Source organism: Streptomyces sp. NPDC048436 (assembly GCF_043200355.1).
GTDB lineage: Bacteria > Actinomycetota > Actinomycetes > Streptomycetales > Streptomycetaceae > Streptomyces.
Window position 1 is genome coordinate 1 of sequence record NZ_JBICXP010000007.1, and the last position, 14,460, is coordinate 14,460.

General features: G+C 70.1%; 11 protein-coding genes. 2 read left to right on the top strand and 9 right to left on the bottom strand.

What is annotated here, in order from left to right:
* Positions 1 to 377 precede the first annotated feature (377 nt).
* Complete coding sequence (locus ACGFX9_RS23830; protein WP_393475439.1) at positions 378 to 1,385, bottom strand: stage II sporulation protein M; 1,008 nt, start codon at positions 1,383 to 1,385, stop codon at positions 378 to 380.
* Positions 1,386 to 1,474: 89 nt separating this feature from the next.
* Between ACGFX9_RS23830 and ACGFX9_RS23835 the strand changes: the two genes are divergently transcribed.
* Complete coding sequence (locus ACGFX9_RS23835; protein WP_393475441.1) at positions 1,475 to 2,410, top strand: RDD family protein; 936 nt, start codon at positions 1,475 to 1,477, stop codon at positions 2,408 to 2,410.
* A gap of 19 nt (positions 2,411 to 2,429) precedes the next feature.
* On the opposite strand, the gene ACGFX9_RS23840 is transcribed toward ACGFX9_RS23835, so the two are convergent.
* Both ACGFX9_RS23840 and ahcY read right to left on the bottom strand, forming a co-directional pair.
* A complete protein-coding gene (locus ACGFX9_RS23840) occupies positions 2,430 to 3,044 on the bottom strand; it encodes a hypothetical protein (protein WP_393475444.1) in 615 nt (204 codons plus the stop codon).
* A gap of 222 nt (positions 3,045 to 3,266) precedes the next feature.
* Positions 3,267 to 4,724, bottom strand: coding sequence for an adenosylhomocysteinase (gene ahcY, locus ACGFX9_RS23845; protein ID WP_393475447.1), 1,458 nt, complete (start codon positions 4,722 to 4,724; stop codon positions 3,267 to 3,269).
* Positions 4,725 to 5,099: 375 nt separating this feature from the next.
* Here ahcY and ACGFX9_RS23850 point away from each other — a divergent pair, with 375 nt between their 5' ends.
* Positions 5,100 to 7,178: a fructose-specific PTS transporter subunit EIIC gene (locus ACGFX9_RS23850; RefSeq protein ID WP_393475449.1), complete on the top strand. Its 2,079-nt coding sequence runs from the start codon at positions 5,100 to 5,102 to the stop codon at positions 7,176 to 7,178.
* 92 nt (positions 7,179 to 7,270) lie between these two features.
* Here the strand turns inward: ACGFX9_RS23850 and ACGFX9_RS23855 are convergent, their stop codons facing one another.
* From ACGFX9_RS23855 to ACGFX9_RS23880, 6 genes are all read right to left on the bottom strand, one after another.
* A complete protein-coding gene (locus tag ACGFX9_RS23855) occupies positions 7,271 to 8,230 on the bottom strand; it encodes a cation diffusion facilitator family transporter (RefSeq protein ID WP_393475452.1) in 960 nt (319 codons plus the stop codon).
* Positions 8,231 to 8,332: 102 nt separating this feature from the next.
* On the bottom strand, positions 8,333 to 9,511 hold the full coding sequence (manA, locus tag ACGFX9_RS23860; RefSeq protein ID WP_393475455.1) for a mannose-6-phosphate isomerase, class I: 1,179 nt from the start codon (positions 9,509 to 9,511) through the stop codon (positions 8,333 to 8,335).
* A gap of 63 nt (positions 9,512 to 9,574) precedes the next feature.
* A complete protein-coding gene (locus ACGFX9_RS23865) occupies positions 9,575 to 10,771 on the bottom strand; it encodes an SIS domain-containing protein (RefSeq protein ID WP_393475457.1) in 1,197 nt (398 codons plus the stop codon).
* Between the two features lie 95 nt (positions 10,772 to 10,866).
* Complete coding sequence (locus ACGFX9_RS23870; protein ID WP_393402841.1) at positions 10,867 to 11,043, bottom strand: Trm112 family protein; 177 nt, start codon at positions 11,041 to 11,043, stop codon at positions 10,867 to 10,869.
* Positions 11,044 to 11,215: 172 nt separating this feature from the next.
* Entirely contained in the window at positions 11,216 to 12,580 is a 1,365-nt protein-coding gene (locus tag ACGFX9_RS23875) for a phosphomannomutase/phosphoglucomutase (RefSeq protein WP_393475461.1), read from the bottom strand.
* A gap of 170 nt (positions 12,581 to 12,750) precedes the next feature.
* Complete coding sequence (locus ACGFX9_RS23880; RefSeq protein ID WP_393475464.1) at positions 12,751 to 14,367, bottom strand: L-lactate permease; 1,617 nt, start codon at positions 14,365 to 14,367, stop codon at positions 12,751 to 12,753.
* Positions 14,368 to 14,460 lie beyond the last annotated feature (93 nt).

Sequence of the window (14,460 nt, forward strand, 5' to 3'; positions counted from 1 at the left end):
GGCTTTCCTCCGGGCGCTTCCCTTCGGTGTTTCTTTTGTCTTGCTGTTCTTGCGTTTCCGACTCTATCAGACTCTTTCGTGTCCGATTTCCTCGGCGCCTTTCCGGTTCCCGTCCCTGCCTTTCGGCTTTCGCGTTTCCCTTTCCGGCGAGCCCGACTTTATCAGAAGTTTTCGGCCGGTCTTACCGGCTGCGGTTTCCGATTTATCGGGAGTGGCTTCTTGGCTAATGAAATTCAAGAAGCAGGCAGATGTTAACTGCCGCCACTGGACTTGTCCAGTTCTAGGCAACTGTTCGAATCTACCTCCCCCGTCCTGCCGTGTCAACGGTTTTCTTGGGGCGTCGAGGAGACTAGCAGGTCAGCAGGGTCGTACGCACATCACGCCGCGGTGGGAACCGTGGCGCTGCGTTCGGCGGGGTCAACGTCTCCTGTGGCACCGGCTCTTGAGGCTCTGCCGCCCACGACATAGACGTACACGAGGAATGCCAGTTCAGCCGCGATGCCTATGCCGATGCGGGCCGAGGTCGGCAGGCCGGAGGGGGTGACGAAGCCTTCGATGGCGCCCGAGATGAACAGGACCAGGGCCAGGCCTACTGCCATGCCCAGGGCGGCTCGGCCCTCCTCGGCGAGTGCTGTGCGGCGCGAGCGCGGGCCGGGGTCGATGAGGGTCCAGCCGAGGCGCAGGCCTGTGCCGGCGGCTACGAAGACCGCGGTCAGTTCCAGGAGACCGTGAGGGAGGACCAGGCCCAGGAAGGTGTCGAGGCGGCCGGCGGAGGACATCAGGCCTATCCCTACGCCCAGGTTCAGCATGTTCTGGAAGAGGATCCAGATGACGGGGAAGCAGAGGAAGGCGCCCAGGACCAGGCACATCGCCGCGGCCTGGGCGTTGTTCGTCCAGACCTGGGCGGCGAACGAGGCCGCCGGGTGGCTTGAGTAGTACGTCTCGTACTCCCCACCGGGGCGGGTGAGGTCGCGTAGTTCCGAGGGGGCCGCGATGGAGGACTGAACCTCCGGGTGTGTGGCGACCCACCAGCCGATGATGACCGCGAGGGCCGTCGAGAGGAGGGCGGTGGGGACCCACCAGTGGCGGGAGCGGTAGATCGCCGCGGGGAAACCGTGGGCCAGGAAGCGGGTGACGTCACGCCAGGAGGCTCGGCGGGTTCCTGTCACCGCACTACGCGCGCGTGCCACCAGGTTTGTCAGACGGCCGGTGAGTTGCGGGTCCGGGGCGCTGGACTGGATGAGGGAGAGGTGGGTGGCGGTGCGTTGGTAGAGGGCGACGAGTTCGTCCGCCTCGGCTCCGTTGAGGCGGCGTCGGCGGCGCAGCAGGGCGTCGAGTCGGTCCCACTCGGCTCGGTGGGCGGACACGAAGACGTCGAGGTCCATCAGGTGGCTGCTCCTCGTACTGCGGCGCGATGCTGCCTCAGCTTGGCAGACTGGCTGCTCCGAGGGCAGGGCAGGGAAGGGCGGCTGGCGTGAGTGAGCTTGTGACGGGCGAGGCGGTGGCGCTTGAGCTGAGGCCGGCGAAGCTGCCGAGCCGGGCGCTCGCCGTACTGATCGACTTGGTGGTGGCCTGGGCGGTCTTCCTGGTCGTGACCGTGGCGATCGTGGCCTCTACGTCCTCCCTGGACGATGCCGCGGCCGCGGCGGTCGCTGTCGCCAGCTTTGTGCTGGTCCTGGTCGGTGGGCCGATCGCGGTGGAGACGCTCAGCCATGGGCGGTCGCTAGGGAAGCTGGCGTGCGGGCTGCGGGTGGTGCGGGACGACGGGGGGCCGATCCGTTTCCGGCACGCTTTGGTGAGGGGCGCGGTGGGGGTCATCGAGATTCTGGGGACGTTCGGCGTCGTCGCGTGCATCGCCTCGCTGGTGTCGGCTCGTGGGCGGCGGCTCGGTGATGTGTTCGCGGGGACGCTCGTCGTACGGGAGCGGGTGCCTGCCGCGCGCGCGGCGTTCGTGCCTCCGCCGCCGCCCTGGCTCGCGGGGCGGTTCTCGGGGCTCGATCTGTCCGGGGTGCCCGACGGGTTGTGGCTGGCGATCCGGCAGTACCTGACGCGGATGGGGCAGTTGGATCCGCAGGTGGGGTGGGCCATGGCGGAGCGGCTTGCCGGGGATCTCGTGGCGCGGACGGGGGCGCCGGCGCCGGAGGGGGTTCCGCCGGCCGCGTACCTGGCCGCTGTCGTGCAGGAGCGGCAGGTCCGTGACGCTCGGCGGGCGTTCGGTGGGGGCGGGCAGCAGCCGACCGGTCCGGGGTATGTGACGCCGCCGCCGGAGTACGTGGGGCCGGGGGCGGCTTGGACTGTTCCTGCCTCCGCCGCTCACCCGGCGGCACAGCACGCGGTTCCTGAACGGCCGGGGGATCAGGAAGGTGCGGAGGCCCCGCCTCCCGGCACCGGGTTCGTGCCACCCGCGTAAGGCTGGGTCCGGGGTGAGGTCAGGCGAACGTCGAGGGTGGGGATTCGAGGTTCTCCAGCTCGATGCCGGGGGCCGCGAGGACGACGTCGCCCGCGATGTGGATGGCGTGCTGCTCGCCGGTGTCCAGGGCTGTGACCTGGTATTCGTCCACGGTCAGGGGGCCGTTGTCAGTGGCGTGTGCTTCGCTTTTCAGCAGGGCCCAGGACTGGTCGAGGGTGCGGGGCGCCAGGACCGGGTCGGTGAAGGCGACGAGGCGGACGCGGGTCGTGGGGGAAGCGGGGGTGAGGCGCAGGAGTCGTGCGGTGGCGATGAGGAAAGCGGGGGATGTGCCGGTGAAGGCCTGGGCGGGGGCGTTGTCTTCGGTGGCGTGGGTGCCGGTGGGGTCGGTGCGCACCCAGGTGACGCCGTCGATCGCGGCGGCCCGGATCTGCCAGTCCCCCGCGTGCAGTTCGAGGCGGATGGGGCGGCCGAGTTCGTCGAGGGCGAGGTCGACGGATCCGGCGGGCACGCCCGAGGCGGCGTTCCGCTGGGAGACGTAGCGCCAGCCGGAGGGGCCGGGGGCGCAGTGGAAGTGTTCTTCACCGAGGGAGGTGTGGTCGTGCGGATCGTGGAGCGAATAGTGGCCGCGGGGCATCGGGGCTCGGTCCTCATCGGGGGCTGACTGGGTTGACTGGGCTGGGCTTCGTAACCCTGTTGGCTGTCGTCACCATCGTGGCAGCGGCGGAAGCGCGAGGCTGATGCCGGGCCTGCCAGGTTACGGGCCCCGTCCCCGACGGGAGCAGGCCCCCGCCCCGGTGAGGGGGCAGAGGCCTGCTGGTGAGGTCGGGCTGCCGGGGTGGGGCCCCGGGCGGCTCGGTCAGTAGCGGTAGTGGTCCGGCTTGTACGGGCCCTCTACCTCGACGCCGATGTACGAGGCCTGCTCGGGGCGCAGCGTCGTGAGCTTCACGCCGAGCGCGTCCAGGTGGAGACGGGCGACCTTCTCGTCCAGGTGCTTGGGGAGCACGTAGACGTCGGTCGGGTACTCCTCCTGCTTGGTGAACAGCTCGATCTGGGCCAGGGTCTGGTCCGCGAAGGAGTTGGACATCACGAAGGACGGGTGGCCGGTCGCGTTGCCCAGGTTCAGCAGGCGGCCCTCGGAGAGGACGATGAGGACCTTGCCGTCGGGGAACGTCCACGTGTGGACCTGCGGCTTGACCTCGTCCTTGACGATGCCCGGGATGTTCGCCAGACCCGCCATGTCGATCTCGTTGTCGAAGTGGCCGATGTTGCCGACGATCGCCTGGTGCTTCATCTTGGCCATGTCCGAGGCCATGATGATGTCCTTGTTGCCGGTCGTGGTGACGAAGATGTCGACCTTGTCGACGACCTCGTCCAGCGTCGTGACCTGGAAGCCGTCCATCGCCGCCTGGAGGGCACAGATCGGGTCGACCTCGGTGACGATCACCCGGGCGCCCTGGCCGCGGAGGGACTCGGCACAGCCCTTGCCGACATCGCCGTAACCGCAGACGAGGGCGGTCTTGCCGCCGATCAGGACGTCCGTGGCGCGGTTGATGCCGTCGATCAGGGAGTGGCGGCAGCCGTACTTGTTGTCGAACTTCGACTTGGTGACGGCGTCATTGACGTTGATCGCCGGGAACAGCAGCGTGCCGTCGCGGTGCATCTCGTACAGACGGTGGACACCCGTCGTGGTCTCCTCCGTCACGCCGCGGATCTCCGAGGCGAGCTGGGTCCACTTCTGCGAGCCCTCGGTGATGGTGCGGTTGAGGACCTGGAGGACGACGCGGTGCTCGTCCGACTCGGCGGTGTCCTCGGACGGGACCTTGCCGGCCTTCTCGTACTCGACGCCCTTGTGGACGAGCATGGTGGCGTCGCCGCCGTCGTCCAGGATCATGTTCGGGCCGCCGGTGGGGGTGTTCGGCCAGGTCAGGGCCTGCTCCGTGCACCACCAGTACTCCTCAAGGGTCTCGCCCTTCCAGGCGAAGACCGGGATGCCCTGGGGGTTGTCCGGGGTGCCGTTCGGGCCGACGGCGATGGCCGCGGCCGCGTGGTCCTGGGTCGAGAAGATGTTGCAGGAGACCCAGCGGACCTCGGCGCCCAGGGCGACCAGGGTCTCGATGAGGACGGCGGTCTGCACGGTCATGTGCAGCGAGCCCATGATGCGGGCGCCGGCCAGCGGCTGAGTGGCGGCGAATTCCTTGCGGATCGACATCAGGCCGGGCATCTCGTGCTCGGCGAGGGTGATCTCCTTGCGGCCGAACTCGGCCAGGGAGAGATCGGCGACCTTGAAGTCCTGGCCGTTGGTGAGAGTCGACATTGGTGAGCTGCTCCTCGTGGGGGTTGATCGAGGGTGGGTGGACATGGCTGACCTGCGACGACGGCACAGGAGATGCACCGGCGCGCAGCAGCGCAGTCCGTCGGAGGCCCTCTCTCCCTCGGCCGGTCCGTGCAGGCACCGCCCGACCGCCATCAGCAGCGACGTCTGGCTCGGTCACAAAGCTACACCGATCGGCCCAGTCAGCCCCAGCCCGCCTCCCGGGGCGGCGGGAAGGGCGGGGCCGATACGTACAGGGCAACAGACCTGCACATTTGGGACCTTTGCGCTTTTGAACCTGCGCTTACGTGTTGCAGGATGCCTTGAGATCGGGAACATTTGCGCGATCTTGTGTGACGAAGGCGTTAGGAGATCCACGTGACCCATCCGGCCGATCCCCCCATAGGCGGGGACACCGGCGAGCAGCGGAAGCTCAAGCTGCTCGCGGTGACCGCCTGTCCGACCGGTATCGCTCATACGTATATGGCGGCGGAGAAGCTCTCGCAGGCCGCGGAGAGCCTCGGCATCGACATGAAGGTGGAGACGCAAGGCTCGATCGGTGCCGAGAACGTCTTGACTGACAACGATGTCAGGGATGCTGACGGCGTCATCATCGCCGCCGACAAGGACGTCGACCGCAGCCGCTTCACCGGCAAGCGGATCCTGTCCGTCGGAGTGTCCGAGGGCATCAGCCACCCCGAGCGCCTCATCGAGCAGGTGCAGGGCGCGCCGGTGTACGGCGGAGGCGGTGGCGGAGGCAGCGGTTCCGCCGAGCCGGGCTCCAGCGGTGGCAAGAGCGGGGGCGGGGGCGGAGGCGGCAAGGAGCGGAGCCTCGCGTACAAGGCGCTGATGAACGGCGTCTCGTACATGATTCCGTTCGTCGTGGTCGGCGGGCTGCTGATCGCGATCTCGCTCGCGCTCGGCGGCGATGCCACCGCCAAGGGCTATGTCATCCCGGAGGGCACCTTCTGGGCCCACGTCAACGCCATCGGCGTCATCGGCTTCACGCTGATGGTGCCGATCCTCTCCGGCTATATCGCGTACGCCATCGGCGACCGGCCCGCGCTCGTGCCGGGCATGATCGGCGGCTGGATCGCCAACACCGGTGAGCTGTACGACTCCAAGGCGGGCGCGGGCTTCATCGGGGCCATCGTGACCGGTTTCCTCGCCGGATATCTGGTGCTGTGGATCAAGAAGGTCAAGGTCCCCAAGTTCGCCCGGCCGATCATGCCGATCATCGTGATCCCCATCGTCGCGACCACGGCACTCGGCCTCTTCTTCATCTACGTCATCGGCAAACCGATCTCGTGGATCTTCGAGCACCTGACCGACTGGCTCAGCGGCATGACCGGGACCAGCGCGATCCTGCTCGGCGCGATTCTCGGACTCATGATCGCCTTCGACATGGGCGGCCCGGTCAACAAGACGGCGTTCCTGTTCGGTACGGGGCTCATCGCGACCGGCAACCAGACCGTCATGGGCATGTGCGCCGCGGCGATCCCGGTCATGCCGCTCGGCCAGGGTCTCGCCACGCTGATCCGGCGCCGGCTCTACTCCGAGCAGGAGCGGGAGACCGGTATGGCGGCTCTGTTCATGGGCTTGTTCGGGATCTCGGAGGGTGCGATCCCCTTCGCGGCCGCGCGGCCCGCGCAGGTCATCCCGGCCAACATGCTCGGTGGCGCCGTCGCCGGTGCCGTCGCGGGCATGGCGAGCGTCGAGGACGCGGTACCGCACGGCGGTCCGATCGTGGCCGTGCTTGGCGCCGTCGGCGGCGTACCGATGTTCTTCCTCGCCGTCGCCATCGGCACCGTGGTCACGGCGCTGACGACCGTCACCCTGGTCGACATCAGCGAGCGCAAGCGGCGCGGGACGCCGCTCGTCGATGTGCCGGGCGGGCCCGAGCCGGTGCTTGCCGGTGTGGGAGCCGGGACCACCACCACGGGTGGGGCCGAGGCGCTGCGGAAGGCGCCCGCCCCGGCGGCAGCGGCGCCCGAGGCCGACGAAGTCCTCTCCGGGTATCTCACCGAGCGGACCGTGAAGGTCCAGTTGGACTCCGCCGACAAGGACTCCGCGATCCGTGAGATGGCGAACCTCCTTGCCGCCACCGGCAAGGTCGCCGACGTGGAGGAGCTCGTGCGGACGGCGCTGCGTCGCGAGGAACAGGGCACCACCGGGCTCGGCGAGGAGATCGCCATCCCGCATGCCAAGACCGATGCGGTGACCGCGCCGGTGGTCGGGTTCGCGCGGTCGGCCCAGGGCATCGAGTGGGGTGCCATCGACGGTACGAGGGCCAAGCTCATCTTCATGATCTCCGTGCCGGAGGCGGCCGCGGGCGACGAGCATCTGCGGATTCTCGCGCTGCTCTCACGGAAGCTGATGGACACGGGCTTCCGTGAGCGTCTTGGGTCGGCGCCCGACGAGGCGGCGATCCTCGACGTGCTGCGCGAGGTCCGCTGACCGGTAGTTGCTGTACGTCGATGGGGCCCCGCACCTGAACGGTGCGGGGCCCCATCGACGTACGAGAGCGGTAGTGCGAGAGCGGGGGAAAGTCAGTGACTGCCCGGTGCCTTCGCCGGGTTGGTGCCCTCGGCTGCCGCGCTCTCGCTGTAGATGTCCGGCTCCAGGTAGATGACGCGGGCGATCGGGACCGCCGCGCGGATGCGCCCTTCGGCGGCGTTGATCGCGGAGGCCACCTCGGTGGCCGTGTCGTCGTGTTGCACGGCGATCTTGGCGGCGACGAGGAGCTCCTCGGGGCCCAGGTGCAGCGTGCGCATGTGGATGACGCGGGTGACCGTTTCGCCGTCGACCAGGGCCTTCTCGATCTTCTCGACCTCGTCCGTGCCCGCGGCCTCGCCCAGGAGCAGGGACTTGGTCTCCGCGGCGAGGATGATCGCGATCAGGATGAGCAGGATGCCGATGCAGAGGGTGCCGATGCCGTCCCAGACGCCGTCGCCCGTGCCGAGCGCCAGGCCGACGCCGATCAGGGCCAGCACCAGACCGACCAGCGCGCCCAGGTCCTCAAGGAGCACGACCGGCAGCTCGGGGGCCTTCGCGCGGCGGACGAACTGCGTCCACGTGAGGCTGCCGCGCGTGTGGTTGGACTCCTTGATGGCCGTACGGAAGGAGAAGCTCTCGGCGATGATCGCGAACACCAGGACGCCGACCGGCCAGTACCAGTGCTCGATCTCGTGCGGGTGCTTGATCTTCTCGTAGCCCTCGTAGATCGCGAACATGCCGCCGACCGAGAAGAGCACGATGGAGACCAGGAAGGCGTAGATGTAGCGCTCGCGGCCATACCCGAAGGGGTGTTGCGGTGTCGCCTCGCGCTGCGCCTTCTTGCCGCCGACGAGCAGCAGGCCCTGGTTGCCCGAGTCCGCGAGCGAGTGCACGCTCTCCGCGAGCATCGACGACGAGCCACTGAAGATGAACGCGACGAACTTCGCCACCGCGATCGCGAGGTTCGCGGCGAGTGCCGCGACAATCGCCTTTGTTCCGCCTGACGCGCTCATGTGTGCCCGTTGTCCCTTCGCCTGCGTACGTTCATGGTCCACTGCCGCTTTGCCCGGCCTTTGCGATGGGCCATTGTTGCAGCACGGGGCACTGGTGGTGACTCAGGCCACCACTGTGGCCCGGAAGACCGTGCCGACTCCCGACACTTCGGCCCTTTCGTCCGCGGGGACGAACACGGATTCACCGGGCGTCAGTTCCCCCGCGCCGCCCACAGCGACCGAGCCCGCGACGCAGAGCAGGATCTGCGGGGTGGCGGCCGTGAGGTCGTGCGGCGCGGCGCCCTCGGGCAGGACGAGGCGGGAGAGGCGGAACTCGTCGATCGGGGTGTCGTAGACCTCTTCGGCGACCTCCTCGGCGACCTCTTCGCTGCCGGACGCTGCCTCTGGGCGCAGGACTCCGGGGTCGCTCGCCTCGAAGCGGACGACGCGCAGGAGTTCGGGTACGTCGACGTGCTTGGGGGTCAGGCCGCAGCGCAGCACGTTGTCCGAGTTCGCCATGATTTCGACACCGAGGCCGTCGAGGTAGGCGTGCGGGACGCCCGCGCCGAGGAACAGGGCCTCGCCGGGCCGCAGTTGGACGTAGTTGAGGAGCATCGCCGCGATGACGCCCGGATCACCCGGGTAGTGCCGGGCGATGCCCGCGTACGGGGCGTAGTCGCCGCCCAGGCGTTCGGCGGCCTCGGTGACCTCGGCGACGGTCGCGGCCATCGCCTCGGGGTCGGCGGTCAGAACGGCCGTCAGGACCTCGCGCAGCGCGGCCTCTTCGGGCTTGGCGTGCAGCAGGTCGACGTACGGCTTCAGGGAGTCGACGCCCAGACCGGCCAGCAGCTCCGCGGTCTCGACGGGGGCGCGGAATCCGCACAGGCCGTCGAACGGCGTGAGGGCGCAGATCAGTTCGGGCTTGTGGTTGGCGTCCTTGTAGTTGCGGTGCGGGGCGTCGATCGGGACGCCGCGGCGCTCCTCGTCCTCGTACCCCTCCCGCGCCTCCTCCAGATTGGGGTGCACCTGGAGGGAGAGCGGGGCGCCCGCGGCGAGGATCTTGAGGAGGAAGGGCAGGCGCGGGCCGAACTTGGTGACCGCGGCCTTTCCGAGCTCGTGCGGCGGGTCCTCGGCGATCACCTCGTCCAGCGGACCTCGCCCGGTCCGCGAGGGTGCGCCCGGGTGGGCCCCCATCCACATCTCTGCCTGCGGTTCACCGGTCGGCTCGACGCCGAGGAGCTCCGCGATGGCGGTGGTGGAACCCCAGGCGTAGGGGCGGATGGTGTTGGTGAGGCGGTCCACGGAGGGGTTCTCCCTTACGTATACGTACGTGGTGCGGGGTCTCGGTTCATGACCGGGCTGCGGTCATGATCCGTCCCTCGGGGCGAGCGCCAGGTAAACGGCGGCGAAATCCGTGATGGCGATCAGCTCCGCGAGGCTCTCGAGATCGCCGCCCTCCTCCGGTTCGAGCTCGCTGATCGCGATGTCGTGGCCGTGGGCGAGCTCGCGGGCCGCGGGCGCCGCGCTGAGGCCGCCTTCGTCCGCCGGGCGGTCGCGGAGCAGGACGACGCGGGCGCGCAGCGTCTGGGGTTCCTCGACGCGGTCGCGGAAGAAGTCGTCGCCGTCGGCGCTCGGGGCGAGGTTGCCGGCGAGCAGGGCGCCGTGGGCGGGCAGCGCTTCGGGCAGTTCGCCCGCGACCGCAGGGTGTCCGGCGAGTTCGGCGAGCGTGGCGGCGAAGCGGCGGCCGGCGGGGCCCGCGAACTGGCCCTCGGTCCAGATCACCGGCAGCGCTTCGGCGAGTTCGGCGGCGAGTGTCTTGGCGGGGTTGCTGTACGTGGCGATGACCGGACCGCAGCGTTCCGCGACGTGGTCGAGGCGGTCGGCGATCTTCTCCAGGGTCTCGGGCGGCGCGGTGACAAGGCCCGTGCGGTCCAGGAGGATCAGGAGGGGGGTGAGCAGGGCCCAGAGCGTGGCGGGGGCGGAGGCGGCCGCCTCGTCGTCCACGCGGCGTGCTTCGTACGTCTCGGACGCTCGCTCTCCGTCGTGCGGGGTTTCGTACTCGCCGTACGGAGAGGTGGCCATCGCGACCGTGAGGCCGTGCGAACCCTCGACGCTCTCGGCCAGCGGGGAGCGGGCGGGGGCCACGGCGACGACGGTGCAGCCACGGCGATACGCCTGTTCGGCGAGGAGTTCCAGGCCCGGTTCCGTGCCGTCCGGTGTGGCGATGAGCAGCAGGTCCACGGAGCCGGCCCAGCCGGGGAGCGCCCAACGCAGGGCGCCTGCCGCGGGGGCCACGCCGGTGGGGGCCAGGCGGATCACGGGGCAGCCCGCGCCCGCGAGAGTGCCGAGCAGGTCGGCCACGCAGGTGGAGGCGGTGCCGGGGCCCGCGATCAGGATGGCGCGGGGGCGGCCGTCCGGCTTGAGCTGCGTGAGCCCGGCCTCGGTGGCGTGCCGTACGGCGGTGCGGACGCGGGCGCCTGCCTCGGCCGCGCCGCGGAGGAGACCTCGGCGGTCGGCCACGGCGAGGGCCTCCGGGGCGTCAAGCAGCGATTCGTCGAGCATGGGATCGGGCCTCCGATTCGCCGGACGGCGCGCGGGCCGCGGGCCGCCTCTTCTTGTCGTTGCGCGGGGCCCTGCGGGGGGCTTTACGCGGGGTTTTACGCGGGGCGGCGGGCCTCGTCGACGAGGAGTACGGGGATGCCGTCGCGGACGGGGTAGGCGAGGCCGCAGTCCTTGCCGTCCGCCGTGCAGACCAGCTCCGCGTCCGCTTCCTTGAGGGGGGCGTGGCAGGCCGGGCAGGCGAGGATCTCCAGGAGGCCGGCTTCGAGCGGCATGGGGTGGGTCCCTTCGGGGGGCGGGTGCGGGATGTGGCCTGGTCAGCCTACCTCTGGCCCCGGGGCCTTGGGCGGGTGACGGGCGGGGCCGCGCCCCGGGCCCCCGTAGGCGATCGACGGGGGCGGGGGTGGGCGGGCGGGGCAACGCCGGGGGTGGCGTTGCCCCCTTTGGTCAGGCCCTGATGATGGCCAGGGCCTCGTCGCGGGTCCTGGTCATCGTGGGCTCGTCCCGTGCCTCTACGTTCAGGCGCAGCAGCGGCTCCGTGTTGGAGGCCCGGACGTTGAACCACCAGTCCTCGGCGGTCACCGTGAGGCCGTCCAGTTCGTCGAGGGTGACGCCCTCCTGGTCGGCGTACTTCGCCTTGATGGCGGCGAGGCGGGCCGTCTGGTCGTCGACCGTGGAGTTGATCTCGCCGGAGCCCGCATAGCGGTCGTACTGGGCGACGAGGGCCGACAGCGTGCCGTCCTGGCCGCCGAGCGCCGCGAGGACGTGGAGCGCGGCCAGCATGCCCGTGTCCGCGTTCCAGAAGTCGCGGAAGTAGTAGTGCGCCGAGTGCTCGCCGCCGAAGATGGCGCCCGACTTGGCCATCTCCGCCTTGATGAAGGAGTGGCCCACGCGGGTGCGGACCGGCGTGCCGCCGTTCTCCCGCACGACCTCCGGGACCGACCACGAGGTGATGAGGTTGTGGATGACGGTGCCCTTGCCGCCGTTGCGCGCCAGCTCGCGAGAGGCGACCAGGGCGGTGATCGCCGACGGGGAGACCGGGTCGCCGTTCTCGTCGACGACGAAGCAGCGGTCCGCGTCACCGTCGAAGGCGATGCCGAGGTCGGCGCCCTCGTCGCGCACCCGCTGCTGCAGGTCCACGATGTTCTTCGGGTCGAGGGGGTTGGCCTCGTGGTTCGGGAAGGTGCCGTCCAGCTCGAAGTACATCGGTACGAGCGTCAGCGGCAGGCCGTCGAAGACCGTCGGGACGGTGTGCCCGCCCATGCCGTTGCCCGCGTCGACGACGACCTTGAGCGGGCGGATGGACATCAGGTCCACCAGGCCACGCAGGTGCGCCGCGTAGTCCGTGAGGGTGTCGCGCTGCGAGAGGGTGCCCGGCGTGGCGGCGCTCTCGGGGGCGCCGGTCTGCGTCCAGCCCTCGACCAGGGAGCGGATCTCGGCGAGGCCGGTGTCCTGGCCGACCGGGGCCGCGCCCGCGCGGCACATCTTGATGCCGTTGTACTGCGCGGGGTTGTGCGAGGCCGTGAACATCGCGCCCGGCAGATTCAGGGCGCCCGACGCGTAGTAGAGCTGGTCCGTGGAGCAGAGGCCGATCTCCGTGACATCGACGCCGAGGGCCGCGGCCCCGCGGGCGAAGGCACGCGAGAGGCCCGGCGACGACGGCCGCATGTCGTGCCCCGTGACGATCGCGTCGGCCTCCGTCACCCGCGCGAAGGCCGCCCCGAACAACTCGGCCAGCGACTCGTCCCACTGGTCCGGGACCACCCCGCGCACGTCGTACGCCTTCACGATCTGGGACAGATCAGCAGTCACGGCCAACCCTCTCTGCAGGTTCTGCGAGTTCAGCGAAGTCGGAAAGACTCGTCGGTCACCCCAAACTACCCGCAACAACTGACAACCAGCTGTGAGCGCCTCAAGCCAGTGTCACCCTCCGCGGGCCGGCCCCGCACCGGTCCCGCCCCGGCCCCGCAAGGGGTCCGTCCTCACGGCAGCATCCAGCCCAGCACCACCGTGCTCTGCCCCACCACGATCAGACACATCACCAGCAACAGGCCGATGCTCCACGGCAGTACCTTGCGCAGCAGATCGCCTTCCTTGCCCGCGAGTCCGACCGCGGCGCACGCGATCGTCAGGTTCTGCGGGGAGATCATCTTGCCGAGTACGCCGCCCGAACTGTTGGCGGCGGCGAGCAGTTCGGGCGAGAGTCCGGACTGCTGGGCCGCCGTCACCTGGAGCGCCCCGAAGAGCGCGTTGGCCGAGGTGTCGGAGCCGGAGACCGCGACGCCGAACCAGCCGAGCACCGGCGAGAGGAAGGCGAGCCCCGCGCCGGCCGCAGCCACGAAGTGGCCGATGGTGGCGGCCTGTCCGGACAGGTTCATCACGTACGCGAGAGCCAGCACGGAGGTCACGGTGAGGATCGCGAACCGCAGTTCGTACACGGTCGCCGCCCATTCCCGCACCGCCACGCGCGCGTGCACCCCGATCACGGCCGCCGTGCCCACACCGGCCAGCAGTACGAGAGTTCCGCCCGTCCCCACGAGGGGCAGCGAGAAGAGGTTGCCGCCGACCGGGTCGCCGTCGGGATTGCCGACGTTCAGGAAGGGCCAGTCGAAGGTCTGCGTCGCCTTCGCCAACAGGTCCTTCACGGGCGGGATTTGGGCGATGGAGAAAATGGCGATGATGAGTGCGTACGGGGCGTAGGCGCGCAGGACCTCGGGGCGCGGGTCGTCGTGGTCCAGGTCTTCGCTGCGTACGCCGGTGAGGACGGCCACGCGTACGTGCTCCGTCGCCGGCCTGCGCGCGGCGGGCACCGCCACCAGAGCGCCCGCGCCCGCCAGTGCCGCCCCGATGTCGGCCAGCTGGGCGGAGACGTAGTTGGACGCGGCGAACTGCGCGGCGGCGAAGGCGAATCCACAGACCAGAGCGGGCACCCAGGTCTCGCGCAGGCCGCGCCGCCCGTCCACCAGGAAGACCAGGAGCAGCGGTACGACCAGGGCGAGCAGGGGCGTCTGGCGGCCGACGACCGTGGCGACGGTGTCCAGCGGAAGCCCGGTGACCTGAGCCAGCGTCACCACGGGCGTGCCCATGGCGCCGAAGGCCACGGGCGCGGTGTTGGCCACGAGGGCGACGACGGCGGCCTTCACCGGGTCGAAGCCGAGCGCCACCAGCATCACGGCGCAGATCGCGACGGGCGCCCCGAAGCCGGCGAGTGCCTCGAGGAGCGCCCCGAAGCAGAAGGCCACGACGAGGGCCTGGATGCGGGGATCGTCCGAGAGCCGCCCGAAGGAGCGCCGCAGGATGTCGAAGTGCCGGGTGCGGACCGTCATCCGGTACACCCACAGGGCGTTGACGACGATCCACAGGATGGGGAAGAGCCCGAAGAGGGCGCCTTGCGCGGCGCTCGACGCGGTCTGGCCGAGCGGCATCCCGTAGGCAGCCCAGGCGACCAGGGCCGCGACGCCGAGGCCGATGAGGCCCGCGTGGTGCGCCTTCATGCGGACGACGCCGAGCAGGACCAGGACGGTGAGGAGGGGAAGGGTCGCGATGAGGGCGGACAGGCCGAGCGAGTCGGCCACGGGCTCCAGCTGCTGCACGTACACGGGCGGCTCCCCGGTTTCCGTGATGCGGAAGGTGATCTCTCACAACTGGGGGAATGCTCGTGTCGACAGCATGGGCAGGTCAATGGGTAGCGC